General features: G+C 66.9%; 19 protein-coding genes, 2 pseudogenes and 1 riboswitch. Of the genes and pseudogenes, 15 read left to right on the forward strand and 6 right to left on the reverse strand.

All coding sequences use genetic code 11. The features are described 5' to 3' along the window. From LK542_RS23315 to LK542_RS23355, 9 genes are all read left to right on the forward strand, one after another. On the forward strand, positions 1-1,133 hold a 1,133-nt coding region (locus LK542_RS23315; RefSeq protein ID WP_227813787.1), incomplete at its 5' end, for an efflux RND transporter periplasmic adaptor subunit. 13 nt (positions 1,134-1,146) lie between these two features. Further along, complete coding sequence (locus tag LK542_RS23320) at positions 1,147-4,245, forward strand: efflux RND transporter permease subunit (protein WP_227813788.1); 3,099 nt, start codon at positions 1,147-1,149, stop codon at positions 4,243-4,245. Beyond that, positions 4,242-7,565 (forward strand): efflux RND transporter permease subunit, encoded by a 3,324-nt coding sequence (locus tag LK542_RS23325; protein ID WP_227813789.1) that lies wholly within the window; start codon positions 4,242-4,244, stop codon positions 7,563-7,565. The genes LK542_RS23320 and LK542_RS23325 overlap by 4 nt, the downstream gene beginning before the upstream one ends. A gap of 9 nt (positions 7,566-7,574) precedes the next feature. Further along, on the forward strand, positions 7,575-8,981 hold the full coding sequence (locus tag LK542_RS23330; RefSeq protein ID WP_227813790.1) for an efflux transporter outer membrane subunit: 1,407 nt from the start codon (positions 7,575-7,577) through the stop codon (positions 8,979-8,981). 135 nt (positions 8,982-9,116) lie between these two features. After that, positions 9,117-9,947: a PEP-CTERM sorting domain-containing protein gene (locus tag LK542_RS23335; protein WP_227813791.1), complete on the forward strand. Its 831-nt coding sequence runs from the start codon at positions 9,117-9,119 to the stop codon at positions 9,945-9,947. Between the two features lie 119 nt (positions 9,948-10,066). After that, a complete protein-coding gene (locus LK542_RS23340) occupies positions 10,067-12,208 on the forward strand; it encodes a S46 family peptidase (protein WP_374040248.1) in 2,142 nt (713 codons plus the stop codon). Between the two features lie 88 nt (positions 12,209-12,296). Then, the gene (gene pnuC, locus LK542_RS23345; protein ID WP_227803439.1) at positions 12,297-12,890 is read left to right on the forward strand and encodes a nicotinamide riboside transporter PnuC; all 594 of its coding nucleotides are present in this window, start codon (positions 12,297-12,299) and stop codon (positions 12,888-12,890) included. Continuing rightward, a complete protein-coding gene (locus tag LK542_RS23350; RefSeq protein WP_227813792.1) occupies positions 12,887-13,429 on the forward strand; it encodes an AAA family ATPase in 543 nt (180 codons plus the stop codon). Before pnuC ends, LK542_RS23350 begins: the two co-directional genes overlap by 4 nt. A gap of 94 nt (positions 13,430-13,523) precedes the next feature. Continuing rightward, positions 13,524-14,486 carry an HDOD domain-containing protein gene (locus tag LK542_RS23355; protein WP_227813793.1) on the forward strand — a complete coding sequence of 321 codons (963 nt, stop codon included), beginning with the start codon at positions 13,524-13,526 and terminating at the stop codon, positions 14,484-14,486. Between the two features lie 167 nt (positions 14,487-14,653). Here LK542_RS23355 and LK542_RS23360 read toward each other — a convergent pair whose 3' ends face one another. Next, complete coding sequence (locus LK542_RS23360; protein ID WP_227813794.1) at positions 14,654-16,783, reverse strand: TonB-dependent siderophore receptor; 2,130 nt, start codon at positions 16,781-16,783, stop codon at positions 14,654-14,656. A 94-nt stretch (positions 16,784-16,877) separates the two neighbouring features. Continuing rightward, positions 16,878-16,986: riboswitch (TPP riboswitch) on the reverse strand. A gap of 185 nt (positions 16,987-17,171) precedes the next feature. Between LK542_RS23360 and LK542_RS23365 the strand changes: the two genes are divergently transcribed. Beyond that, on the forward strand, positions 17,172-18,761 hold the full coding sequence (locus LK542_RS23365) for a methyl-accepting chemotaxis protein (RefSeq protein WP_227813795.1): 1,590 nt from the start codon (positions 17,172-17,174) through the stop codon (positions 18,759-18,761). 18 nt (positions 18,762-18,779) lie between these two features. Next, positions 18,780-19,181, forward strand: coding sequence for a PAS domain-containing protein (locus LK542_RS23370; protein WP_227813796.1), 402 nt, complete (start codon positions 18,780-18,782; stop codon positions 19,179-19,181). On the opposite strand, the gene LK542_RS23375 is transcribed toward LK542_RS23370, so the two are convergent. Together LK542_RS23375 and LK542_RS23380 are read right to left on the reverse strand one after the other, a co-directional pair. Then, positions 19,144-19,611: a hypothetical protein gene (locus LK542_RS23375; RefSeq protein WP_227813797.1), complete on the reverse strand. Its 468-nt coding sequence runs from the start codon at positions 19,609-19,611 to the stop codon at positions 19,144-19,146. The two genes, LK542_RS23370 and LK542_RS23375, sit on opposite strands and share 38 nt — an antisense overlap. 7 nt (positions 19,612-19,618) lie before the next feature. Then, positions 19,619-20,575: a DUF535 family protein gene (locus LK542_RS23380; RefSeq protein ID WP_227803432.1), complete on the reverse strand. Its 957-nt coding sequence runs from the start codon at positions 20,573-20,575 to the stop codon at positions 19,619-19,621. 349 nt (positions 20,576-20,924) lie between these two features. On the opposite strand from LK542_RS23380, the gene LK542_RS23385 reads away from it, so the two are divergent. Next, a complete protein-coding gene (locus LK542_RS23385; RefSeq protein WP_227803431.1) occupies positions 20,925-21,632 on the forward strand; it encodes a glutathione S-transferase in 708 nt (235 codons plus the stop codon). Positions 21,633-21,635: 3 nt separating this feature from the next. On the opposite strand, the gene dkgB is transcribed toward LK542_RS23385, so the two are convergent. Both dkgB and LK542_RS23395 read right to left on the reverse strand, forming a co-directional pair. Further along, positions 21,636-22,436 (reverse strand): 2,5-didehydrogluconate reductase DkgB, encoded by an 801-nt coding sequence (dkgB, locus tag LK542_RS23390; protein WP_227813798.1) that lies wholly within the window; start codon positions 22,434-22,436, stop codon positions 21,636-21,638. Between the two features lie 21 nt (positions 22,437-22,457). Next, positions 22,458-23,663: an MFS transporter gene (locus LK542_RS23395; protein WP_227813799.1), complete on the reverse strand. Its 1,206-nt coding sequence runs from the start codon at positions 23,661-23,663 to the stop codon at positions 22,458-22,460. 106 nt (positions 23,664-23,769) lie between these two features. On the opposite strand from LK542_RS23395, the gene LK542_RS23400 reads away from it, so the two are divergent. Next, on the forward strand, positions 23,770-24,666 hold the full coding sequence (locus tag LK542_RS23400; protein ID WP_227813800.1) for a LysR family transcriptional regulator: 897 nt from the start codon (positions 23,770-23,772) through the stop codon (positions 24,664-24,666). Positions 24,667-24,690: 24 nt separating this feature from the next. Here LK542_RS23400 and LK542_RS23405 read toward each other — a convergent pair. Next, a pseudogene (locus LK542_RS23405) lies at positions 24,691-24,834 on the reverse strand (IS1595 family transposase); the annotation flags it as partial. A 3-nt stretch (positions 24,835-24,837) separates the two neighbouring features. Between LK542_RS23405 and LK542_RS23410 the strand changes: the two are divergent. Together LK542_RS23410 and LK542_RS23415 are read left to right on the forward strand one after the other, a co-directional pair. Then, positions 24,838-24,954: pseudogene (locus LK542_RS23410) on the forward strand (VOC family protein); the annotation flags it as partial. Between the two features lie 68 nt (positions 24,955-25,022). After that, positions 25,023-25,871 carry a PhzF family phenazine biosynthesis protein gene (locus LK542_RS23415; protein ID WP_227813801.1) on the forward strand — a complete coding sequence of 283 codons (849 nt, stop codon included), beginning with the start codon at positions 25,023-25,025 and terminating at the stop codon, positions 25,869-25,871. Positions 25,872-25,959 lie beyond the last annotated feature (88 nt).

Here is a 25,959-nt window from a genome sequence, read left to right on the forward strand (position 1 = left end):
ATGTTGACCGGGATGTCGGTCTGTTCGGCGGGCGCGGCGCGCCAGCCACCACGGTTGGCGTCGCGACCGCCGAACAGACCGACATCCCGGTCAACATCGATGCCCTCGGCACCGTGGTGCCGGCGGCGACGGCCACTGTGCGGCCGCAGGTCGCGGGCGTGGTCCAGAAGATCCTGTTCAGCGAAGGGCAGGCGGTCAAGGCCGGCCAGGTGCTGGCCACCATCGATCCGCGTCCCTTCGAAATGGCGCTGCTGCAGGCACGCGGCCAGCGCCAGCGCGACGAGGCACAGCTCGAGAATGCGCGCCTGCTCCTGAGCCGTTATCGCACCCTGCTGGAACAGGAGTCGATCGCGCGCCAGGAAGTCGATACGCAGGCGGCGCTGGTCAAGCAGCTGGAGGGCACGGTCGCGACCGACCGCGCGGCCGAGGGCCTGGCCCAGCTGAATGTCGGCTACACCCAGGTGAAGGCGCCGATCTCGGGCCGGGTGGGCCTGCGCACGGTCGATATCGGCAACCTGGTCAGCACGGGCGACGCCAACGGCGTCGCGGTGATCACCCAGCTGTCGCCGATCGACGTCGAATTCACGGTCCCGCAAGACCAGGTGCCTGCCATGCAGCAGCGCATCGCGCAGGGTGCCAAGCTGCCGGCCACGGCCCTGGACCGCACCCGCACCGACGTCCTCGCCAACGGCAGCTTCATCGCGCTCGACAACCAGGTCGACGTCCAGACCGGCACCGTGCGCGCCAAGGCGCGCTTCACCAACCAGGACAACAAGCTGTTCCCGAGCCAGTTCGTGAACCTGCGCCTGGTGCTCGACACCATCGAGAACGCGGTGGTGGTGCCGGTGACGGCGCTGCGCCATGGCGCCAACGGCGACTTCGTGTATGTGCTGAATGCGAAGGACAAGACGGTGTCGCAGCGCGCCGTCACGCGCGGGCAGGCGACGGTGGACAAGGTGCAGATCGCCACCGGCCTGAAGCCCGGCGAGCAGGTGATTACTGAAGGCGCGGACCGTCTGCGCGACGGCGCCAAGGTGACGCTGCCGGGTGATCGGCCGCAGGGCGCACGCGGCGGACAGGGCGGCGCGGGGCAGGGTGAGGGACGTCGCCAACGCCAGGGACAGCAGCAATGATCGAGGCCGGCCAATGAGTCCTTCCGCGCCATTCATCAAACGACCGGTCGCCACGGCGCTGCTGATGCTGGCGATCGTGCTGGCGGGCCTGGTCGGCTACCGCTTCCTGCCGCTGTCGGCGCTGCCGCAGGTGGACTTCCCGACCATCCAGGTGCAGACCCTGTACCCGGGCGCCAGCCCGGAAGTAATGGCGCGCACCGTCACCGCGCCGCTGGAACGCCAGTTCGGCCAGATGTCGGGCCTGACACGCATGAGTTCCACTAGCGCGGCCGGGGTCTCGGTGGTGACGCTGCAGTTCGGCCTCGGCCAGACCCTCGACGTGGCCGAGCAGGAGGTACAGGCCGCGATCAATGCCGGCGGCTCGCTGCTGCCGACGGACCTGCCGGCGCCCCCGGTGTACGCCAAGGTCAACCCGGCCGACGCGCCGGTGCTGACCCTGGCCATCACCTCGGATACCTTGCCGCTCACCGAAGTGCAGAACCTGGTCAATACGCGCCTGGCGCTGAAGATCAGCCAGGTCTCGGGCGTGGGCCTGGTGACCCTGTCCGGCGGCCAGCGTCCCGCGGTGCGGATCCAGGCCGATACCGAGGCGCTGGCTTCCTACGGCCTGGGCCTGGACACGCTGCGCAGCGCCATCACGGCGGCCAACGCCAACAGCGCCAAGGGCAATTTCGACGGCCCGACGCGCTCGTATGCGATCAATGCCAACGACCAGCTGGTCACGGTGGAAGACTACAAGAACCTGATCGTCGCCTACCGCAACGGGGCGCCGGTGCGCCTCACGGAAGTGGCCCAGGTGGTGGACAGCGCCGAGAACGTGCGCATCGGCGCCTGGGCCAACCTGAAGCCGGCCATCATCCTCAACGTGCAGCGCCAGCCTGGCGCCAACGTGATCGCCACCGTGGACGGCATCCGCGAACGCCTGCCCGAGCTGCAGGCGGGTCTGCCGGCCTCGGTGCGCATGGACGTGCTGAGCGACCGCACCGCCGGCATCCGCGCCTCGGTCCACCACGTGCAGATGGAACTGATCCTGGCCGTGGTGCTGGTGGTGCTGGTGATCTTCGCTTTCCTGCACAGCATCCGCGCCACCGTGATCGCCAGCCTGGCGGTGCCGATCTCGCTGATCGGCACCTTCGGCATCATGTACCTGATGGGCTACAGCCTGAACAACCTCTCGCTGATGGCGTTGACGATCGCGACCGGCTTCGTGGTCGACGACGCGATCGTCATGATCGAGAACATCGCGCGCTACATCGAAGAGGGCGAAAAGCCGATGGCGGCCGCAATCAAGGGCGCGACCCAGATCGGCTTCACTATCATTTCGCTCACTGTGTCCCTGATCGCGGTGTTGATCCCGCTGCTGTTCATGGGCGACGTGGTCGGACGCCTGTTCCGCGAGTTCGCGGTGACCCTCGCCGTGACGATCCTGATTTCCGCCGTGGTGTCCCTGACCCTGGTGCCGATGATGTCCGCGCGCTGGCTCAAGAGCCACGAAGAAGAACGTCCGGGCCGCCTGGCCCAGCGCACCCAGGCCTTCTTCGACCGTGTGATCCAGCGCTACGACGTGGCGCTGGGCTGGGTGCTGGCGCGCCAGGGCCTGACCCTGCTGGTGGCCCTCGGCACCCTGGTCCTCACCGCGCTGCTGTGGATGATCATCCCGAAAGGCCTGTTCCCGACCCAGGACACCGGCCAGCTGCAGGGCCGCCTGCAGGCCCGCCAGTCGATCTCCTACGCCGACATGGCCAGGTTGCAGCAGGCCTCGGTGGCCGAAGTGCTGAAGGACCCGGCGGTGGAATCGGTCAGCTCCTACGTGGGCGTGGACGCGGCCAACAACACCATGCTGCATACCGGCACCATGCTGATCAACCTGAAGCGCGAGGGGCGTGGGGACCAGGAAGAGATCATGGGGCGCCTGCGCAATCGCGTGGCCAGCGTGGCCGGCGTGACCCTGTACCTGCAGCCGACCCAGGATCTCACCATCGACGCCGAGAGCGGCCCGACCCAGTACCGGCTGTCGATCGAAGGCGCCGACAGCGCCACCGTGAACGAGTGGGCGCGCAAGCTCGTCGCCCAGATGGCAACGAAAAAACAGCTGCGCAACGTCACCACCGATGCCGGCGCGGTGGGTTCGGCCGCCTACATCGACATCGACCGCGACACCGCCTCGCGCCTGTCGATCACGGCGGCCTCGATCGACGACGCGCTGTACAGCGCCTTTGGCCAGCGCATCGTCTCGACCATTTTCACCGAGACCAACCAGTACCGCGTGATCCTCGAGGCCCAGCAGGACGAAGCCATGTCGATCGAAGCCCTGAGCCGCCTGCAGCTGCGCACGGGCTCCGGCCAGCCGACGCCGCTGTCGGCGGTGGCCACCATCCGCCAGGCCGAGGCGCCGCTGCAGATCACCCACGTGGCGCAATACCCGGCCGCCACCGTCGGTTTCGACACCGCCGACGGCGTCAAGCTGGGCACCGCGGTCGACGCCATTCGCGAGGCGGGCGAAGAGATCAAGATGCCCAATTCCGTCAGCATGACCTTCCTGGGCGCCTCGGGCGCCTACCAGGCCTCGCTGTCGAACCAGCTGTGGCTGATTCTGGCGGCGGTGGTCTGCGTCTACATCGTGCTGGGCGTGCTGTACGAGAGCTACATCCACCCATTGACCATCCTGTCGACGCTGCCCTCGGCCGGCGTGGGCGCGCTGCTGGCCCTGTGGATCACGGGCCAGGGCCTGGGCGTGATCGGGATCATCGGCATCATCCTCCTGATCGGCATCGTCAAGAAGAACGCGATCATGATGATCGACTTCGCCATCGAGGCCGAGCGCGACGAGGGCAAGTCGCCGCTGGACGCGATCCGCCAGGCCGCCCTGCTGCGCTTCCGCCCGATCCTGATGACGACCCTGGCCGCGCTGTTCGCCGCCGTCCCGCTGATGCTGGGCTGGGGCGAGGGCGCCGAGCTGCGCCGCCCGCTGGGCCTGGCCATCTTTGGCGGCCTGATTGTCAGCCAGCTCCTGACCCTGTTCACCACGCCGGTGATCTACCTGGCGTTCGACCGCCTGGCGCGCCGCAGGACCGGCAAGGCGCCGAACAAGCCGGAGCAGGTGGGCGCATGAACCTGTCACGCCCCTTCGTCGAGCGCCCGATCGCGACCGTCCTGCTGACGATCGGGCTGGCGCTCGCCGGCATCGCGGCCTTCTTCGTGCTGCCGGTTTCGCCGCTGCCGCAGGTGGACTACCCGACCATTTCCGTGTCGGCGTCGCTGCCCGGCGCCAGCCCCGAGACCATGGCCTCGAGCGTGGCCACGCCGCTCGAGCGCCGATTGGGCGTGATCGCGGGCGTCAACGAGATGACTTCGAGCAGCAGCAATGGCTCGACCCGGGTCAGCCTGCAGTTCGACCTGAATCGCAAGATCGATTCCGCCGCGCGCGAAGTGCAGGCGGCGATCAATGCCTCGCGCGTCGACCTGCCGTCCACGCTGCGCAGCAACCCCACCTACCGCAAGGCCAACCCGTCGGACGCGCCGGTAATCATCCTGGCGCTGACCTCGAAAACCCGTTCGCCCGGCCAGATCTACGAGTCCGTCTCGAATCTGGTCCAGCAGCGCCTGGCCCAGGTCAAGGGCGTGGGCGAGGTCGAGATCGGTGGCGGCTCGCTGCCGGCGGTGCGGGTCGAGCTGCTGCCGTATGCGCTGAACAAGTACGGCCTGTCGAGCGAAGACGTGCGCGCCGCGATCCAGGCCACCAATGCCAATCGCCCCAAGGGCGCGATCGAAGGCGGCGGCAACCGCTTCCAGATCTATTCGGCGCCGACCACGGCCAAGGGAGAAGGGCGGCCGCAGGCGGCCGAATACCGTGACCTGGTGGTGGCCTGGCGCGACGGCGGGGCAATCCGCCTGCGCGACGTGGCCGAGGTGATCGACGGCGTCGAGAACGTGAATACCCTGGGCCTGTTCAACGGCCAGCCGGCCGTGATCGTGCTGGTGACGCGCCAGCCGGACGCCAACGTGATCGAGACCGTGGACGGCGTGCGCGCGCTGCTGCCCACGCTGCAGGCCCAGCTGCCGGGTGACGTTACCCTGCAGGTGGCCTCGGACCGCACCAACTCGATCCGCTCCTCGCTGCACGAGATCGAATTCACCCTGGTGCTGTCGATCCTGCTGGTGGTGCTGGTGGTCAGCGTCTTCCTGCGCAGCGTGCGCGCCACCATTATTCCCGCGGTCGCGACGGTGGTATCGCTGCTGGGCACCTTCGGCGTCATGTACATGCTGGGCTTCAGCCTGAACAACCTGTCGCTGATGGCCCTCACGGTCGCCACCGGCTTCGTGGTGGACGACGCCATCGTGGTGCTGGAGAACACCGCACGCCACATCGAGGCCGGCATGGACCGCATGAAGGCGGCGCTGCTGGGCGCGCGCGAAGTGGGCTTTACCGTGCTGTCGATCTCGCTCTCGCTGGTGGCCGTGTTCATCCCGCTGCTGTTCATGGGCGGGCAGGTGGGACGCCTGTTCCGCGAGTTCGCGGTGACGCTGTCGGCGGCCGTCATGATTTCGCTGGTGATCTCGCTGACCACCACGCCGATGATGTGCGCCTGGCTGCTGCGCAAGGAAAACAAGGAAAAGAAGCCCGGGGTTCTCGCACGCTGGTCCGAAAAGGGCTTCGGCAAGGTGCTGCGCGGCTACGAGCACGCGCTCGACTGGGCGCTCGACAGCAAACTGCTGGTGATGATCATCCTGGCCTTTGTCGTCGGCCTGAACGTCTACCTGTTCGCGGCCGCGCCCAAGGGTTTCTTCCCGCAGCAGGACACCGGCCAGCTGAACGGCGGCATCCGCGCCGACCAGAGCATCTCCTTCCAGGCCATGCAGGGCAAGCTGCGCCAGCTGGTCAACATCATCAAGCGCGACCCGGCGGTCGATACCGTGGTCGCCTTTACCGGCGGCGGGCGCGCCGGCGGCGGCTTCATGTTCATCAACCTGAAACCCGTGGCCGAGCGCGCGGAAGGCGATACCGGCCAGGCCGTCATTGCCCGGCTGCGCCCCAGGCTGGCGCGCGTGACCGGGGTGTCGATCTTCCTGAATCCGGTGCAGGACCTGCGCATGGGCGGGCGTTCCAGCAACTCTACTTACCAGTACACGCTCAAGAGCGACAACGCGGCCGACCTGAAGCAATGGGCGACGCGCCTGGCCGAAGCCATGAAGCGCCAGCCGGCCCTGGTCGACGTCGATACCGACCAGGCCGAGAACGGCGTGGAGACCTTCGTCACCATCGACAAGGACACCGCGGCGCGCCTGGGCATCGGCACGCGCGACGTCAACAACGCGCTGTACAACAACTTCGGCCAGCGCCAGGTGGCCAATATCTACGATGAGCTGAACCAGTACCGCGTGATCATGGGCGTGGCCCAGCGCTACGCGCAGTCGCCGGAAGCCCTGCGCGACGTCTATGTGCCGGCGCGCGGGAACGGAGGCGCGGGAGCCCAGTCCGGCACCCAGTCCACAAGCGGCACCTCCACCGGCGGCACCTCCACCGGCGGTGCGTCCACCGGCGGCACATCCACCAGCGCCACCGCCGCAGGCGGCACCCCCTCCGCCCCGACCAACCTGACGGCGGCGCGCGACCCCTCCAGCGGATCAGCCCTGTCCTCCGGTGCCACCACCATGGTGCCGCTGATGGCGATCGCCAGCTTCGCCGAGAGCTCGACCCCGACCTCGGTCAACCACCAGGACGGCGAACTGGCCACCACCGTGTCCTTCAACCTGGCCCAGGGCTTCAACCTGGAAGACGGGCAGGAGGCGGTGCGCAGCGCCGAAGCCGAGATCGGCATGCCGACCAATGTGCGCGGCAGCTTCCAGGGCACGGCGCGCGCCGCCGAGGAATCGAACAAGGAACAGCCGATGCTGATCCTGGCCGCCATCATCGTCATCTACATCGTGCTCGGCATCCTGTACGAAAGCCTGATCCACCCGGTGACGGTGCTGTCGACGCTGCCCTCGGCGGGCGTGGGCGCGGTGCTGGCGCTGCTGCTGTTCCGGATGGAGTTCTCGATCATCGCGCTGATCGGCGTTTTCCTCCTGATCGGCATCGTCAAGAAGAATGCGATCCTGATCATCGACTTCGCCCTCGAGGCCGAGCGCGCCCGTGGTCTGTCCGCGATGGAAGCGGTGCGCGAGGCCTGCATCCTGCGCTTCCGCCCGATCCTGATGACGACCCTGGCCGCCGCCCTGGGCGCGCTGCCGCTGGCGATCGGCTTCGGCGAAGGCTCGGAGCTGCGCCGCCCGCTCGGCATTGCCATCATCGGCGGCCTGATCGCCAGCCAGCTCCTGACCCTGCTCACTACGCCGGTGGTCTACGTCCTGCTCGACAAGCTGCGCACCAGGAAGGCGGACGAGCACGAGCTGACCCGCCACGCCGATGCCGATCCGATTCCAGCAAAATAAATGACAGCCATGCGACTCCATACCGTATCTCGCCTCCACCTGATCGCCCTTGCCGCCAGCCTGCTGGCTGGCTGCGCCGTTGGTCCCGCCTACCAGCGGCCGTCGACGCCGGAACCCGTGGCCTTCAAGGAAGCCCAGGGCTGGGTGCCGGCGGCGCCCGCCGACGCGCTCGAGCGCGGGCCCTGGTGGCAGCTGTTCAACGATCCGCTGCTGAACGACCTGGCGGGCGCGGTCGAAGTCTCGAACCAGAACGTGGCGGTGGCGGTCGCCAACTACGCGCAGGCGCGCGCCGCCGTGGCACAGCAGCGTGCCGCGCTGTTCCCGAGCGTGAACCTGAACCTGAGCGGCGACCGCTCCGGGGTACGCAACCAGGGTGCGGACAATGCCTTCCGCCTGAACCTGGGCGGCAGCTGGGAGCCCGACGTGTGGGGCCGCCTGCGCGCCGGCGTCACCAGCGCCCAGGCGGGCGCCGAGGCGACGGCTGCCGACCTGGCCAGCGCACGCCTGTCGGCCCAGGGCGAGCTGGCCGCCAACTACTTCACCATCCGCGCGCTCGATGCCCAGCGTGCGCTGCTCGCCCGCACCATCGCCGGCTACGAGCGCGAGCTGCAGATCACCCAGAACCGCTATAAGGTTGGCATCGTCGCGCGTACCGACGTGCTGCAGGCCGAGACCCAGCTGGCCAATGCGCGCAACGACGCGCTGTCCCTCGACCGCCAGCGCGCCCAGTTCGAACACGCCATCGCGGTCCTGGTCGGCAAGGCGCCCGCCGAGTTCACGCTTGCCGCGCTGCCCGAGTGGCGCGTGACGGTGCCGGCGATCCCGGTCGGGGTGCCGTCCACGCTGCTGCAGCGCCGCCCCGACATCGCCGCCGCCGAGCGCGACGTGGCCGCCGCCAACGCCGAAATCGGCATCGCGCGCTCGGCCTACTTCCCGAACATCGGCCTGTCCGCTTCGCTGGGCACGGGCGGCAGCCGGGTCTCGGACTTGCTCTCGGCCTCGAACGCCGCCTGGTCCTTCGGCCTGTCGGCGGCGCAGGCGATCTTCAACGCCGGCGCCACGCGCGCCAGCGTGGCCGGCGCCGAGGCACGCCACCAGGCGGCCGTGGCACGTTACCGCCAGACCGTGCTGAACGCCTTTGCCGACGTCGAAGACCAGTTGACCACTGTGCGCGTGCTGGAACAGCAGCAGGAATTGCGGCGCGTGGCCTCGGAGGCGGCCGACCGGGTGGAGCAGCAGATCATGAACCGCTACCGCGCCGGGCAGGTCAGCTATTCGGAGGTGGTGCAGGCCCAGGCCACGGCATTGAACGCGCGCCGTTCGCTGGTGCAGGTGCAGGCCGACCGCCAGGCGGCGGCGGTGGCGCTGATCCAGTCGCTCGGCGGCGGCTGGAACGCCGACCAGATGCAAGGATGAGCTGTCGGGAAATTTAACAGTCGGTCACTCTGTTACACCAACAATTCAGTTAAGTTGTTGATATGTCTCAATAAAGTTTCCTTGGCATCCATTTTGCATATCCCCTTGCGTTCCAATCAAAACAAGGGAGATGTCATGAAATCGCTGCTTCGTTCCGCCGTTGTCCTCGCCCTGCTGGGCGCAGGCGCCGCCCAGGCTGCCACCATCACCGTCACCAGCGTCGGCACCATGCCGACCGCGAACAGCTGGTACCTGACCAATTTCCGGGGTACGTCCAATGGCTACACCTCGAATACCTTCGCCGGGATCACCAATGCCAATCCGCGCAACGGCAACGGCTCGGTCGAAATGTCGTCGACGGATGGCAGCGGCAAGGCCGACTTCGCCTATTCCTGGGGCTTCGTGAGCGGCCGCACGCTGGGTAATGTGGATGTGGTCGGGCTCGACTGGTTCCGCGCCGCCGGCAGCTCGGCGCCGCACCTGGCTCCCGCCATGCGCCTCTGGTATGACGCCGACGGAAACCAGAACACGGCCGGCGACCGCGGCTACCTGATCTGGGAGCAGGTCTACAATGGAGCCACCATCCAGAACGCCTGGGTCTCCAGCGATCTGGAGGACGACTACTGGTGGCAGCGTAAGTTCTCGCCGGTCGGCACCACTGTCGAAGACTACGACATGACGCTGGACGCCTGGGCAGCGGGCACCACGCCGGTGACGCCGACTCCCCAGCCTTTCGATAGGCTCAGCACATCGACCGCCATCCTCGGCATCGAGTTCGGCATCGGCTCCGGCTGGGCTGGAACCTTCCGCGGCTTTGTCGACAACGTGCGCATCGGTTTCACCGGCGAAGAGACCATGAACTTCAACTTCGAGACCGCCGGCGCCCAGGTGCCGGAACCGGCCAGCCTGGCGCTCCTCGGTCTGGGTGCGCTCGGTTTCGCGGCCCGTCGTCGCAAGCAGAAGTAAGCAGGACAGGGCTGCCGCCCGCACGCTGCGGCAGCCTGTCAAGACGCCAAAAAACGACCCCGACATACATATAAGAAAGTTATACTCCGGGCTGCTTTTTATTCACCTGGGGTTCCACTTTGTTCAAATCGTTTGTCCTGCCGGTCGCCCTGATGGGCGTCGCGGCGTTAGCTGCCGCCGATGAAGGCCAATGGCAACCGCACCAGCTGCCGCAACTCAAATCCGAACTCAAACGCATCGGCATCACCATCCCGGCCGAGAAGCTCGCCGATCTCACCAAACACCCGATGAGCGCGATCGTCTCGCTGGGCGGCTGCTCGGCCTCCTTCGTGTCGCCGAATGGCCTGATCGTCACCAACCACCATTGTGCCTACGGCGCCATCCAGCGCAACGCAACGCCCGAGAAGAACTACATCGTGAACGGCTTCCTGGCGAAGAGCCGCGCCGAGGAGCTGCCGGGCGGCCCGAATACCCTGGTCTACGTCACCGAGAAGCTCGAGAACGTGACCGACCGCGTCCTGAAAGGCTTGTCGCCGTCGATGTCGGGCCGCGAGCGCCACGAGCTGGTGGAATCGCGCATCAAGGCCCTGGTGGCCGAATGCGAGACCGACAAGTCGGTGCGCTGCTCGGTGCCGGCCTTCCACCGCGGCCTCGAGTACTACCGCATCAAGCAGCTGATGATCCGCGACGTGCGCCTGGTGTACGCGCCGTCGGACCGCATCGGCAACTTCGGCGGCGACATCGACAACTACGAGTGGCCGCGCCAGACCGGCGACTACTCCTTCCTGCGCGCCTACGTCGGCCCGGACGGCCGCCCGGCCGATCCGTCGCCGAACAACGTGCCCTACAAATCGAAGGACTTCCTGGTGGTATCAAGCGAAGGCCTGAAGAACGGCGATCCGATCCTGCTGGCCGGCTACCCGGGCCGCACCAGCCGCTATAAGCTGCCGAGCGAAATCCGCTTCGCGCGCGACGTCGATTTCCCGGCCAAGGTCGCTGCCATCACCGCCGACCTGTCGGTGATCTCGGCCGCCACCATGGGCAACCCGGCCTGGGACGTGCGCTACGCCAGCGTTGCCAAGAGCCTGAACAACGTGCTCAAGAAGACCCAGGGCCTGTTGGACGGCTTCGCGCGCAAGGACATCGCCGCCATCAAGGACGTGCAGGATGCCGAGTTCCGTGCCTGGCACAAGCAGCATGGCGGCAGCGGATCGAAGAACCTGCTGCTCGAGCTGGACAACGTGATCGCCCAGGACATGGCGGCCTCGCGCCAGGAGGGCGCCTGGGCTGAGGCGACCCACAGCGACCTGTTGAAAAGTGCGCGCACCCTGTACCGCCTGGCGCTGGAGCGCCAGAAGCCGGACGCCCAGCGCGAAGCCGGCTACCAGGAACGCGACCTCTCCTTCATCAAGGCGCGCCTGACCCGCCTGGAGCAGTCCTTCGTGCCGCAGGTCGACGAAGCACGCTGGGGCGCCGCGCTGGCGCGCTACGCGCGCATCGACGCCCGGGTGCATCCGCAGGGCCTGGACGCGCTGCTGCCGGCGCCGACCGCGCTGAACGCGATGTACAAGGCGACCGACATGGACGACACCGCCAAGCGCCTGGCCTGGATCGGCAAGGACCCGGAGGCCTTCCGCAAGTCGAACGATCCGTTCATCCAGCTCGCCGTGCGCCTGCATGACACGGGCATGGGCCTGGAAAACCGCCGCAACGAGATCGACGGCAACCTCGAACGCGTGATCCCGCAGTACATGGCGGCCGTCATCGCCTGGAAGAAGTCGCAGGGCAAGCCGGTCTACCCTGATGCCAACTCGACGCTGCGCGTGACCTACGGCACCGTGGCGCCGTACGCGCCGCGCGACGGCCTGGTCAAGGGGCCGTTCACCACCGTGGAAGGCATTGTCGAAAAGGCGACCAGCAAGGATCCGTTCATCGCACCGAACGCACTGCTCGACGCGATCAAGGCGAAACGCTACGGCGTGTTCAAGGACCCGGTGCTGGGCACCGTGCCGGTCAACTTCCTGTCGAGCGCCGACACCACCGGCGGCAACTCGGGTTCGGCCGTGATGAACAAGCGCGGCGAACTGGTGGGCCTGAACTTCGACTCGACCTATGAATCGATCACCAAGGACTGGTACTTCGACAGCGCCATCACGCGCGCGATCCACGTCGACATCCGCTACATGCTGTGGGTGATGAAGGAAGTCGACCATGCCGACAACCTGCTGAAGGAAATGACGATCAAGTACCCGAAGAAGTAAGCGGGAACCCGATCGGGAAAAGGCCGTGGCGGCAACAAGCGCCACGGCCTTTTTGCTGTTACCATCCGGCGTCTTCCCATTCGAGCACATGAACGACACACTCACCCTTGCCGGACTCACGACCACGCCGCTGGAACTCGTTTCCTTCCTGCTGGCGGTGACCACCGTGGCCCTCAACATCCGCCAGAAGCACTGGGCCTGGCTGTTCTCGATCGCTTCCTCGGCAACCTACGCCGCCGTCTTCTTCGAGGCCAAGCTGTATGGCGACATGGGCCTGCAGTTCGTGTTCATCGCGGCCTCGGTGTGGGGCTGGTACCAGTGGCTGCACGGCGCCGGCGAACAGCCGCTGGTGGTGACGCGCCTGAAGCGCGCCGCATGGGGCTGGGCCATCGCCGCATGGCTGGCCGGCTTCGTGCTGCTGTCAAGCTTCCTGGACCACCTGACCGACACCGACGTGCCGCACGCGGACGGCTTCCTGACCGCGGGCAGCCTGGTGGGACAGCTCCTGCTGGGCCGCAAGAAGGTCGAGAACTGGCTGGTGTGGATCGTGGTGGACGTGCTCTACGTCGGCCTGTACGTGTACAAGGGATTGATGCTGACCGCGTTCCTGTATGCGGTGTTCGTCGTGCTGGCATGGACCGGCTGGCGCGCCTGGTCCAACATCGCGCGGAGGGATGCGTGAGCGGGCAGGTGGCGCGGGTGGCGATCCTGGGCGCCGAATCGTCCGGAAAATCGACCCTGGCCGAACATCTTGCGGTCCGCTACGCTACCGTCTGGGTGCCGGAATACCTGCGCGAGTTCGTCGATACCCAGGCGCGCGTGCCCTTCGAAAGCGACCAGTACCCAATCGCGCGCACCCAGCGCGAGCGCGAGATGGAGGCGGCCAAGCGTGCGACCCGCTTCCTGTTCTGCGACACCACCCCCCTGATGACGGCGCTGTACAGCCGCCAGTACTGGGGCCGCGTCGATCCGCAGCTGGCGCGTCTGGACAGTCGCCACGACTACGCCTGGACCTTTGTCACGGCGCCCGACAGCCCGTGGGAACCGGACGGTCTGCAGCGTGAATCCGAAGAGGTGCGCCAGAAGGTGCACCGCATGCTGGTCGAGACGCTGGAGCTGCGCGCGATTCCCTATGTCCTGCTGGCGGGCAGCCTGGAGGCACGGATGGCGCAGGCCGAGGCGCTCCTGGGTCCCGCGGTAGAAATTGACCCTCGCTATTGATATAGATCGACAGAAAACTTTTCTCAATTTACCATTCATTGCCTAATGGTATTAAAATAGTTACCTGTCTTTACAATAACGATGGCGGTGTGTTGTGAAAAAATGGATTGGCCGCTTGCTCGGCTCGGCCGACAAGGAGACTGACGCTGTCATTGCTGCCGACCTGGCGGCGGTGAGCGAACAAGACATGGCGGCGGACGTCGACTCCGCCTTTTACCGCTGGCTGGTTGCCTCGAGCGGCACCAACGCCAGCCCGGAAGTCGAAGAACAGATCCTGGCCGAGGTACGCGCCCTGGCGGACCATCCGGAGAATGCCTCCGGGCTGGTGCCGCGGGTGCCGGAACTGGTAACCCAGCTGCTGGGCGCGCTCTCCGACGAAAACATCTCGACCGCCGCGTTGTCCGCCGAGGTAGGGCGCGACCTGGTGCTGGTGGCGGAAGTCATCCGCGAAGCCAACAGCGCCTACTACCGCCCGGCAACGCCGATCGAGACCCTCGACGGCGCCGTCACCATGCTCGGCCTGAACGGCCTGCGCATGCTGCTGGCGCGCATCGCGATCCGTCCGCTGGTCCGGGTGAAGGTGCAGGGCGTGGCGCGCCAGGTGGCCCCGAACGTGTGGCGCCATTCCGAGCGCTGCGCCTTTGCGGCCAGCGTGATGGCGCCGGGACTGTCCGCAGGCGTGTTCGAATCCTATCTGGCGGGCCTGATGCAGAACGTGGGCCTGCAGGTCGCGTTCCAGGTGGCCGACCGGGTTTGCGAGGGCAAGGTGCCGGGTTCCGGTACCTTCGGCCTCGAGCTGTTCGCCGCCAGCCGCCGCCTGTCGTCGGTGATTGCCAGGCACTGGGACTTCCCGCCCGAGGTAGTCGATGCGATCGCGCAGGCGGGCGCACGTGATGCGTCGAACTCGGCGCAGGCGGTGGCCCAGGGCGACCGCATCGCCAAGCTGCGCCTGCTGCTGGATGCCAGCGTGATCGAGGATGACGACAGTTTCGTCACCACGGGACTGAACGGCTTCCAGCGCCGTTGCCTGGGCAAGCTGGCGGACCTGGCGGACTAAGGCGGGGCTTGCGCAGTTTTCGTAGGGTGGGCGGCTCGTGATTCGGGCCACTGGCCCGAATCACCCCACGCGGTCGACCATCAGCAAGATCATTCGGCACGGCCGCACATGATCCAACTATCACCGCGTGGGCGGGAGACCCGCCCACCCTACGACAGCGCGGCTGTTTAGAAGTCGAACTGCGCCGTCACGCGGAAGGTCCGCGGCGCGCCAGGCAGCAGGTAGCCGCCCAGCGACTGCGTGACGTCGCGCCAGTAGAACTTGTCGAACACGTTGTCCACGCGCGCGCGCAGAATCGTGTTCATCCCGGCGAGGCGCAGCGCGTAGGACGCGCCGAGGCCCGCCACGTGGTAGCCCGGCACGACCGCACGGTTGGCCGGATCGAAGGCCTTGCTGCCCGAGTACTGCCACAGCGCGTCCACCTTCAGCCCGGCCAGCGCCGGCACCGCATACTCCACCCAGGCGGTCGAACGGAATTCCGGCACGTTGGTCACGCGCTTGCCCTCGACGCCGGCGTCGCCGGTGCCGGTCTGCTTGGCGTCGAGCGCCATCAGCGACAGGCTGTAGTTCAGGTCCGCATTCAGCTTGCCCTGCGCCGAGAATTCAGCGCCGCGGTGGCGTTGCTGGCCGGCGCGCACGAAGAGGTTGGCGGCGTTGACGTATTCCAGGCCCTGCCTGATGTCGAACACGGCGGCGGACAGCATCAGCGCCTCGTTCACCACACCCTTGACACCGATTTCGATCTGCTTGGAGCGGCCAGGGGGCAGCACGGTGTCTTCGTTGGCAGTGCCCATCTCGGCGATGCCGCCATGCTGCAGGCCGTGGCTCACCGAACCGTAGATGGTCCAGTCGCGCGCCGGCTTGTAGACCAGCGCCACGCTCGGTAGCACGAAGGAATCGTCCGCATGCACCCAGCCCTGCTCGATCTCGGCCAGCTCGTCGCGCTTGAGCTTCGTCCAGCGCAGGCCGGCGTGCAGCGTGAGCTGTTCGGTCAGCGTCGCCACGTCCTGCACGAACAGGGCGCTTTCGCGGTCGCTGCGGCGCTCCATCACGGGGCCGGTGCGCGGATTGCCCGGGGCCGGATCGACCAGCTGGTTGTTGTAGATGTTGCTGGAGCCGGCGTAGTCGTAGACGTATTCGCCGAAGCTGTCGTGGCGCTCCGACATGGAAGCGCCGACGGTCAGCTGGTGGCGTACGGCACCCGTCGCGAAGCGGCCCTGCAGCATGGCCTGCGCGCCCCACGGGTTCTTGCGCTCGCCGACGCTCTGGTAGTCGTAGACGTCGTAGTCGCCGTTCGAGCAGTAGCCCGGATAGAAGCCGTCGCCTTCGTTGCTGCAGCCGTAGGGGAAGGCGGTGTAGTCGTCGCGCTTGAACCAGTGCTTGTTGGCCGTGATCGTCGCCGTCCAGTCGGGGCTGAGACGGTACTCGAAGCGCAGGCCCAGGTTGCTGCTGTCGGTTTCCACCGGCTTGGTCCAGCGCTGATTATTCAGCAGGGTCTTGGCCGAGATCCCGGTCGGTAGGGTTTCGTTGCGCAGCAGCTGGTAGCCGGGCGCGGTGATCTGCGACTTGTGCTGGTGGTCGACATCGAACTGCAGCAGCGCATCGGGGCTGATCTGCCAGTCGAAGGCGCTGGAGACGAACTGGCGCTCGCCGTCGGCGCCGCGCACATACGATTTCAGGTCCTCCGCAGCGGCATTGATGCGATAGCCGAAGCGACGGTCTTCGAGGCGCCCACCCAGGTCGATCGAGCCGTGCACGGTGCCGCGCTCGCCCGCACCCACCAGCACCGAACGGAGCGGCGTATTGGTCGGGCGCTTGGTAGCGAAGTTGACCATGCCGCCCGGCGCCGCCACGCCCGCCTGCAGGCCGGCCAGGCCGCGCAGTATCTCGATGCGTTCCTTGTTCTCGAGCGGGATCTGGGTGTCGGCGGGGATCGCGATGCCGTCCTTGCGGTAGCTGGTCGCGTTGTCGAGGGCGAAGCCGCGGATCGAGAACTGCTCGGCGTAGCCGATGGCGTTATAGGCGTCGCCGACCGAGGCGTCGAAGCGGGCCGCGTCGGTGGCGCTGCGGATCGACAGGTCCAGCATCTGGGTGCGGCTGATCGCCGTGATCGAGGCCGGGGTGTCGAGCAGCGGCGTCTCCGAAAAGCCGCCGATGCTGGCGCGGTCGCTGGTGACCCCGCGGCTGCCGGTAACGACCACCGAGGTCACGCCCTGGTCCTGCTGGGCCGAGGCGCTCGTGGAGAAGGCCTGCAGGATGGCGCAGGCAAGGACGGAATGCTTCAGGTTGAATGTCATGGGTTTGCTCGTCTTCGCGCGCCGCGCACGAAACATGGCGCGCTGCTTTTAATCAAAAAGCCGGAGCCAACGTGGGGGAAGGGCAAACAAGAATGGGCACTGCGTTGCGCTTTCCTTCGCTGGCATTATCCAGATCAGGTACGAAGGGTATCTCTCACCCGGCAGCGCGTTCTGAACGCGCACCAGGACCCCTAGCGAGGCGGCAGTGTACCACGGACGATGGCGGCCGTGGCGAATCTGGCAACAAGGAACCGTCTGGGAAGCCACTCCGATCGCAGTGCGTAAACCCAACGTAAATCGATAAATTCGATATATTTTGTTGACGCTTGGAAATCTCTGTTCAAATATGATTAAAATGACGAGCAGAACAAACAACTCCATATCGATCATGAATTTCCTACAACATAGCGGTATCGCCAGGCAGCTCTACCTCGCATTCGGACTGGTCCTCGCCATCACCCTGATCCTGGCCGTCTTCTCGATCAGCCGCGTCAACAGTATCCAGGGCGCCCTGCATGCCTCGAACACGGTGCGCAACGAGCAGCTCGAGCCCTTGTACGCTGCCCGCGAAGCGCTGGCCCAGACCGGCATCGCCGCGCGCAACGCCTACATCTTCAAGGACGACGCCTCCGCGCGCCGCGAACTCGACCTGGTCGAGGCATTCAAGACGGATTACCTGGCGGCCCTGGCGCGCCTGGATCCGGTGCTGGGCCAGGAGCCGCAGTACCGCAAGGTCAAGGAAGGCATGCTGGCCATGGCCAGGGAGCTGGAGCGTCCGAAGGCCTACCGGGCGTCCGGTGACATGGAAGCCTTCGGCCTGTTCCTGGTCGAGGAGTGCAGTCCCCTGCGCCGCCGGATCGTTGCCGACATCGACGTGCTGGTGCATGCCCTGCAGCAGCGCAATGCGGACACCAGCGCGGCCACCGAAGCCGAGGCCGCCGGCGCGCGCTACTGGATCTCGGGCCTGAGCGCGGTGTCGGTGGTCCTGTGCGCCCTGGTCGGCATGGTGATCGTGCGCAGCCTGCTAGGCCAGCTGGGCGGGGAGCCGGCGCAGGCGTCCAGCGTGGCGCGCGCCATTGCCGAAGGTCGCCTGTACCATCCGGTGGACATCTCGCGCGCGGGCGCCGGCAGCATGATGCAGGCGATGGCGACCATGCGCGGCGAACTGTCCGACATCGTGACCAAGGTGCGCCAGGGGACCGAGGCGATCGCCGCGGCCTCGTCCGAGATCGCCACTGGCAACGGCGACCTGTCCAGGCGTACCGAAACGCAGGGCGCCGCGCTGGCCCAGGTAGCCAGCTCGATGTCTCACCTGGTCGAGACCGTGCAGCAGAACGCGGGGTATGCGCAGCAGGCCAGTGAACTTGCCGGAACGGCATCGGTCGTGTCGGAAGAGGGCGGGGCGGCGGTCGAGCAGGTGGTCGCGACGATGGAACTGATCCACGCGTCCTCGAAAAAGATCGTTGACATCATTTCGGTCATCGACGGCATCGCCTTCCAGACCAATATCCTGGCGCTGAATGCGGCCGTGGAAGCGGCGCGGGCGGGCGAACAGGGACGCGGTTTCGCGGTCGTTGCCGGCGAAGTACGCAACCTGGCGCACCGTTCGGCCGCCGCGGCGAAGGAAATCAAGGCACTGATCGAGGATTCGGTCGCCAAGGTCGACGCCGGCGCCGCGCTGGTGGGCCAGGCTGGCGGCACTATCCGCCGGGTGGTCGAGGGGGTGCATCGCGTCACCGGCATCATTGGCCACATCAGCAGCGCCACCGCTTCGCAGCGCGCCGACATCGAACGCGTGGACAGCGCCATCGCCGGCCTGGACGAGATGACGGTGCAGAACGCGTCCCTGGTCGACGAAGCGGCGGCCGCAGCGGAATCGCTGCGCGTCCAGGCGGCGCAGCTCAATGCCGTGGTCGGCATCTTCCAGCTGGACGAGGCGGATGCGGCGCGCCAACCGGCACTCCCTTACCAGGCGTGAACCCCAATGAACCTACACATGCTCGATCATGCCAACGAAGCGCGTGCCGAAAGCGTCCTCGACGACCTGCAGGAAGTCGTGTTCCAGGCCGATGAAGCGGGACACTGGGTGTTCCTGAATGCCGCCTGGGAAACGCTCACCGGCTTTCCGGTCGCCGCCTCCCTCGGCAGGTCTTGCTTCGACTACGTTCACCCCGAAGACCGCGAACGCAAACGGGAATTGCTCCGCCCTCTGGTCAGGGGAGAACTGGCATACTGTCGGCAGCAAATCCGCTTCCGGGTCGAAGGGGCGGACCTGCGCTGGGTCGACGTCTTCGCCCATGCGATCGTGGACCAGGGCGGCGCGGTCACCGGCATCGCCGGCATCCTGAGCACGTCCTCGCTCAGGGCACCCGGACCAGGTCCTGGCCCTGCTCCATGAAACTGGCGGCGGCGCCATGGAAGCCGCTGCAGTGCTCGGCACTCACGACCCGGGCGCGGTTTGCATCCGCTTCGATGAGCAGCGTGCATGGCTTGGGATCGTCGAGCGAACCGTCTTCGATGAAGTTGGCCGCCTTCAGGGTGTAGCGCATGCCCTCGCGGGTGGCAAGCCCCTGGATGTGGCCCTTGTGCTGCGTCGGGTTGGGGGCGACGATGCGGAAGTCGAGCGCCACCGCGCCGCCCTCGATCGGCGTGAGGATGAGGCGGCTGACGCCTCTCGGCGCCTGCGCCGTCACCGCTTCGTAGACCAAGGCGTCGAGCCTGACCAGGCCCGGGAAGGTCGGTCCCTGGGCGCTTGCCGGCGCAGCGCCGAGCAGCATGGCGCCCGCCAGAACGGCCCCGAGCCCGAACGAAGGACCGAGCAGCCGCATGGGCTTCTCAGGCTTCGGCCGTGGCCCCCGCCACTGCGTGCGCCTGCACGCTGGCGGCAGGCACCATGTGGCGCAGGATCGTGGTGCGGGTGGAGTCGCCGATGGCGCGCCAGAATTCGCGGCGCTGGGCGGCGCGCTTGCGGTGCTTGGACGGCATGTCGGCCAGCGGCTTGAGGTAGAAGGGCAGGCGGATCAGGTAGCTGCGGCCGGGCATCTCGACCCCGCCCAGGATGCGCCAGAAGCCGTCGTAGGCATTCTCGAAGTGCTTGACGTCGAGCGGATCGTAGGCGATGTGCGAGGTGCACTTGATGGCGACCACCTGGTCGATGCCGAGCGCCTGCGCTACGCCCTGCATCGCGGCGAAGCAGAAGAAGCTGGGCGAGTTGTTGGGAAAGGCTTCTTCGAAGGCGTCGAAGGCGGCGCCGGAATCCGTCCAGCGTCCCTGGTTGCGGGTGACGAAAGGCACGGTCGGCAGATTACTGCCCGCCAGCTGGCCGTCGACCCAGGTGTAGGACAGGCGATGCAGGTACTTGCCGTCGGCGACCAGCGAAATGGTGAGGTCGCCCTCGGCATCGTGGCGCGGCGCCGTCTCGAGGCGCAGGACGAAATTGTGCTCGCCGGTGTCGTGTTGCCACAACGTGAGCCCGCCGCCGCCATACACCGCCTGGTGATAGGCGTTGCTGAAGGCGGCGTCTTCGAAGCGGTAATGCGACAGCACGCACTGCACGCGCTGGCGCGCAGTGAGGTCTTTCGACAGGTAGCTGCGGTGGCTGAGATGGTGGAACAGGTCGTCGCTGGGAGCGGCCGCCACGAAACGGCGCACGAGGTCGAGGCGGCACAGGGCCTGGTGCTCGCGCCAGTAGCGCAGCACGCGCAGGCTGCGCACGATGCTCAGCATCCACGAAGCGGGCGTGTACTGGCTGCGCCTTGCGAGCCAGTGTCTTGTCAGGTGAGCGAAGATCATGTGAGCGCTCCAGTCGGCGTAAAGTTGCGGACGCCGGGATGGCGCCACTGTCTTTATCTTGGATGCCCGCCAATACTGCGGGCTTGCACGGCAGAAAATCACATTCTGCCATGCAATTGGCCGGGAGGCTAACTACTGCCTGCGGAATAGGGAGGGAGGATGGATAGGTGAATGAAACCGCAGGGAAGGCTTGCGTTCATGTTGTCTCTCTCTCGGATCGGCTTTATGCGATTTTTGCGACTTTTTGTTTTCGCCTGACAGGCAATCAAGATTACCATGTTTATGGGGCGACACGCTTCTGATTCATCATCGATAATTGCGCCAGACCGAAGCAGACCGGAGGTGCACGATGGCGTATGAACTTTTTTACTGGCCGGGTATTCAGGGACGCGGGGAGTTCGTCCGGCTCGCCCTGGAAGAAGCCGGAGCCGACTATGTGGACGTGGCGCGTCGCGAAGGCGGCATGGACCTGCTCATGTCGGCCCTGGAAACGGAAGCGCATCCTTCGTTCGCGCCGCCTTTCCTGCGCGCGGGCGAGCTGACGATCGGCCAGGTCGCCAACATCCTGTTGTATTTGGGCGAACAGCACGGCCTGGCGCCACGCATCGAGGCCGGCCGTCTCTGGACCCACCAGCTCCAGCTGACCATCGCCGACCTGGTCACCGAGATCCACGACACCCACCACCCGATCGCCACTTCGCTCTATTACGAAGACCAGAAGCCGGAAGCGCAGCGCCGCGCCGCCGACTTCATCGAGACGCGCCTGCCCAAGTTCTTCGGCTACTTCTCGCGCCTGCTGAGCAACCCCGAGCCGCGCGACTGGCTGGTGGGCGACAAGCCGACCTATGCCGACCTGTCGCTGTTCCAGGTGATCGAGGGCCTGCGCTATGCCTTCCCGAACGCGATGAAGCGCCTCGAGGGCGACTACCCGGCACTTGGCGCCCTGCGCGACCGGGTGGCGGCGCGTCCCAACATCGCGGCCTACCTGGCTTCGCCGCGGCGCATCCCGTTCAACCAGAACGGGATCTTCCGCCACTATCCCGAGCTGGACGAATAGCGCTCAGTCCCATTCCGGTGCGAACTCGGGGCTGACCAGCCGTTCGCCTCGGTCCAGCGTATCGATCGCGGCAATGTCCTCCCGTTCCAGCACGAGGCTGGGCGCCCTCAGGTTGCTCTCCAGGTTGGCGCGCCTGGTCGAGGACGGAATCACGGCGTATCCCTTGGCCATCAGCCAGGCCAGGCTCACTTGGGCCGGCGTCGCGCCCAGGCGTGCGGCAATTGCGCCGATCACCGGGTCAAGCATCACCTTGCCGTAGGCAAGCGGCATGTAGGCCGTGACGTGGATGCCCGCTGCGTGCGCGAACGCGGCCAGCCTGCGATTCTGCAGGTAGGGGTGCAGCTCGACCTGATTGGTAGCGATGTTGTGCGCGCCCACCGCGGCGATCGCTTCGCGCATGAGCGCTATCGGGAAGTTGGAGATGCCGATCGCCCTGGTGAGCCCCGCGTCGCGCGCCGCGAGCAGGGCTTGCATCGATTCCGCCACCGGCACCGCCTCCCCGGGCGAAGGCCAGTGGATCAGCGTGAGGTCGACCTGTTCGAGGCGCAGCTTGCGCAGGCTCTCTTCGAGGCTTGACGCCAGGCGGTCGGCGCCGAGGTTCTCGGTCCAGATCTTGGTGGTGACGAAGACCTCGCCGCGCGCAACCCGGGCGTCGGCCAGCGCGAGGCCGACCTCCGCTTCGTTGCCGTAGATCTGGGCGGTGTCGATGTGGCGGTAGCCCAGTGCGAGTCCGTCGCGGACCGAGTCGATGGCCTGCTGGCCCTGCAGGCGGAAGGTGCCGAGGCCGAATTGTGGCATGTGCATGAAAATTCCTTGTCGAGAAGATTAGTGAGTGACGACGGCGGTCGGGGCGAAGGCTTTGGCGGGCAGGCCGTCGCGCCGATCCAGGTAACGGGCAAGGGTAGTGAGGGCAAACGCGCCGGCGACGATCAGGGCGCCGATCCAGGGCGTGGCCATCAGCCCGAGCCTGGCGACGATCAGGCCGCCGCCCCAGGCGCCCAGCGCGATGCCGACGTTGAAGGCGGCGATGTTCAGGCCCGAGGCGACGTCTACCGCCTGCGGCGCATCCCGTTCGGCGCGTTGCACCACGTAGACCTGCAGGCCCGGCACGTTGCCGAAGGCGACTGCACCCCAGGCCAGCACGGTGCCCAGGACCAGCCACTTGTTGGGTGCAGTGAAGACAAGCGCCAGCAGCACCAGCGCGAGCAGCGCGAACACGATCTGCAGCGCCGGCAGCGGTCCCTTGCGATCGGCCAGCTTGCCGCCCCAGATATTGCCGGCCGCGACCGAGACGCCGTACACCAGCATCACCAGGCTCACGCTCGACGCCTTGAAACCCGAGACTTCCTGCAGCAGCGGCGCCAGGTAAGTAAAGGCGATGAAGGAACCGCCGTAACCCAGCGTGGTCATCGCGTACACCAGCAGCAGGCGAGGCTTCCTGAGGACCGCAAGCTGGGTCAGCAGGCTGGAAGGCTTGCTGCCCGCGATGTGGGCCGGCACCAGGATCCAGCTGCCGACCATGGCCGCCACCCCCAGCAGCGACACCGCGAGGAAGGTCGCCTGCCAGCCGAAGTGCTGGCCGATGAAGGTCCCGAGCGGCACGCCGGTGACCAGGGCCACGGTCAGGCCGGTGAACATCAGTGCGATCGCGCTGGCCGCCTTTTCCTTCGGCACCAGGCTGGTGGCGATGGTCGAACCGATCGAGAAGAAAACGCCGTGGGCCAGGCCCGTGAGCACACGCGCCGCCATCAGGGCGGCATAGCCGGGTGCCATCCAGGCGACCAGGTTGCCGATGGTAAATAGCAGCATCAGGCCGAGCAGCAGCTGCTTGCGCGGCACGCGCCCGGTGAGCGCGGTCAGTACCGGCGCACCGACCGCCACGCCGAGCGCATACAGGCTGACCAGCAGGCCGGCCGAGGGCACCGATACCTGCAGGCTGGCCGCGATGGTGGGAATGAGGCCGACGATCACGAATTCCGTCGTGCCGATGGCGAAGGCGCTCAGCGTGAGCGCCCAGAGAGCGAGTGGCATGGGGTTCTCCTTTGTATGCCGGATTGATCCAGACCGGCAGTGTGCGCGTTCCGCCCGCATGGAAAAATGCCTTGACGTACAATTCACTTTTGACGTGGAGTCACGAATGATCGACGTAGAGGCACTGATTGCATTTTCTACCGTCATAGATACGGGCTCGTTCTCGCGCGCCGCCGAGCGCCTCGGCCAGACGCCTTCGGGCGTGTCGCGCACCATTTCGCGGCTCGAGGACGCGCTCGGGATGACGCTGATGCACCGCACGACGCGGCGCCTGCAGCTGACCGAGGAGGGGAGCTGGCTGCTGGGGCGGGCGCGCAGCCTGCTGGCCGAACTGGCCAATACGGAAGCGGAAGCGGCGGCGCGCCGCTCGCAGCCTTCCGGCCTGGTGCGGGTGAACGCCGCCACGCCCGCGCTCGACCATTTGCTGGCGCCCCTGGTGCCGGAATTCCAGGACGCCTACCCCCTGGTGCAGCTGGAACTGGTCAGCGGCGAAACCTACGTCGACCTGATCGAGGAGCGCGCCGACCTGGCGATCCGCATTGGCGCGCTGCCCGATTCGACCCTGAATGCGCGCCGCCTCGGCGCGAGCCGCTTGCGCGTACTGGCCGCGCCCGCGTACATCGAGAGGCACGGAGCGCCGGAAAGCGTCGAGGCGCTCAAGGCGCATCGCACGCTCGGCTTCACGGCGCCGGCGACCCTGAATACCTGGCCCTTGCGCCACGCGGGCGGGGAGGGCTGGACGGTGACGCCCGCGGTCACGGCCTCGAGCGGCGAAACGGTGCGCCACCTGGCGCTGGCCGGCGCAGGCCTGGCCTCGCTGTCGCACTTCCTCACGCGCGCCGACGTGGAGACGGGCCGCCTGGTTCCGGTACTGGAAGACGCCACGCTGCCGTGGACCCAGCCAGTGTGGGCCGTGTTCTACAAGCAGGGATCGCTGGCGCCGCGGGTGGCGGCCCTGGTGGATTTCCTCGCGCGCCGCTTGAAGGACGTACTCGACGGTTAGCGCGAGCGCATGCTTTTGGCGCTGTCATCGTTGGATGTGGAAAACGGCGATTGCCGTCTGCAGCAGGTGCTCGGGGGCGTTAATTCGGTCTTCATCCAGCGCCCAGCGCCAACCAAGGTAATTCGGCAGATAGCGTGAAGCAACGCCGTGAAAGCGCGACAGCCAGCCTAGGGCGACCGCTACGGCGTGGTCGAAGACCCCTTCGGGCACCGCTGGTCGATGGCCACCCACATCCGCGACGTCTCCCCAGAGGAGATGGCGGCGGCGATGCAGCAGGGCTGTCCGTAGGCAGAGGTGGGCAGGCGCTGGCGGGCGCATTATGATGGCGGTTTCTCCTCATTGAAGTGAAGACCGCCATGCATCCATCCGACATTTTGCGCATCGCAGCCTTTTCCGACGGCGACCAGGGCGGCAACCCGGCCGGCGTCTGGATCGGCGCGGCGCTGCCGCCCGCCACCGAGATGGCGGCGCTGGCGCAGGCGATCGGCTTTTCCGAGACGGTGTTCGCTGCGCCCGAACCCGCCGGCCAGCACCAGGCCTGGCGCGCACGCTATTTTTCGCCCGAATCCGAGGTGCCCTTCTGCGGCCATGCCACCATCGCGCTGGGCGCGGCGCTGGCGCGCCGCTTCGGCGACGGGCGCTACGCACTGGCGCTGAACGCGGCCGCGATCTCGGTCGAGGGCAGGAAGGATGGCGAACGCGTGGCCGCCAGCCTGCAGTCGCCGCCGACCCGCAGCGCAGCCGCGCCCGCCGCCCTGGTCGATGCCTTCCTCGCGCTGTTCGGCTATACCCGCGTCGACCTGGACGAACGCATCCCACCGGCCCTGGCCCACGGCGGCGCCGACCACCTGGTGCTGGCGCTGAACAGCCGCGCCGCCCTGGCGCGCATGGCCTACGAACTGGACGCCGGGCGGCGCCTGATGAACGAACACGGCATCGTGACCGTCGTGCTGGCTTGGGCCGAACACCCACAGCTGTTCCATACCCGCAATCCTTTCGCCTCGGGCGGGGTGCTGGAAGACCCGGCCACCGGCGCCGGCACCGCTGCGCTGGCGGGCTATCTGCGCGACCTCGGCTGGCCGCACGGCGGACGCATCGAGGTGGTGCAGGGCGAGGACATGGGCATGCGCTCGCGCCTGAGCGCCGAGATCGGAGACGAGCCCGGCAGTTCGATCCGGGTCTCCGGCAGCGCCCGCATGATGTAGACCGCTGGTCGTTGGTCCAGCCGCACCTGATGGTTTGGTATGACAGGCTGATGACATGGCTCGACCGGATTGTGAAGACATTGTTAAG

This window comes from Massilia sp. IC2-477 (assembly GCF_020707265.1).
Classification (GTDB): domain Bacteria; phylum Pseudomonadota; class Gammaproteobacteria; order Burkholderiales; family Burkholderiaceae_D; genus Telluria.

Excerpts from the sequence above, each read along its gene's own strand:
- LK542_RS23320 (WP_227813788.1), top strand. The coding sequence starts at position 1,147 with ATGAGTCCTTCCGCGCCATTCATCAAACGACCGGTCGCCACGGCGCTG.
- LK542_RS23325 (WP_227813789.1), top strand. The coding sequence starts at position 4,242 with ATGAACCTGTCACGCCCCTTCGTCGAGCGCCCGATCGCGACCGTCCTG.
- LK542_RS23330 (WP_227813790.1), top strand. The coding sequence starts at position 7,575 with ATGCGACTCCATACCGTATCTCGCCTCCACCTGATCGCCCTTGCCGCC.
- LK542_RS23335 (WP_227813791.1), top strand. The coding sequence starts at position 9,117 with ATGAAATCGCTGCTTCGTTCCGCCGTTGTCCTCGCCCTGCTGGGCGCA.
- pnuC (WP_227803439.1), top strand. The coding sequence starts at position 12,297 with ATGAACGACACACTCACCCTTGCCGGACTCACGACCACGCCGCTGGAA.
- LK542_RS23360 (WP_227813794.1), bottom strand. The coding sequence starts at position 16,783 with ATGACATTCAACCTGAAGCATTCCGTCCTTGCCTGCGCCATCCTGCAG.
- LK542_RS23365 (WP_227813795.1), top strand. The coding sequence starts at position 17,172 with ATGAATTTCCTACAACATAGCGGTATCGCCAGGCAGCTCTACCTCGCA.
- LK542_RS23370 (WP_227813796.1), top strand. The coding sequence starts at position 18,780 with ATGCTCGATCATGCCAACGAAGCGCGTGCCGAAAGCGTCCTCGACGAC.
- LK542_RS23375 (WP_227813797.1), bottom strand. The coding sequence starts at position 19,611 with ATGCGGCTGCTCGGTCCTTCGTTCGGGCTCGGGGCCGTTCTGGCGGGC.
- LK542_RS23380 (WP_227803432.1), bottom strand. The coding sequence starts at position 20,575 with ATGATCTTCGCTCACCTGACAAGACACTGGCTCGCAAGGCGCAGCCAG.
- LK542_RS23385 (WP_227803431.1), top strand. The coding sequence starts at position 20,925 with ATGGCGTATGAACTTTTTTACTGGCCGGGTATTCAGGGACGCGGGGAG.
- dkgB (WP_227813798.1), bottom strand. The coding sequence starts at position 22,436 with ATGCACATGCCACAATTCGGCCTCGGCACCTTCCGCCTGCAGGGCCAG.
- LK542_RS23395 (WP_227813799.1), bottom strand. The coding sequence starts at position 23,663 with ATGCCACTCGCTCTCTGGGCGCTCACGCTGAGCGCCTTCGCCATCGGC.
- LK542_RS23400 (WP_227813800.1), top strand. The coding sequence starts at position 23,770 with ATGATCGACGTAGAGGCACTGATTGCATTTTCTACCGTCATAGATACG.
- LK542_RS23415 (WP_227813801.1), top strand. The coding sequence starts at position 25,023 with ATGCATCCATCCGACATTTTGCGCATCGCAGCCTTTTCCGACGGCGAC.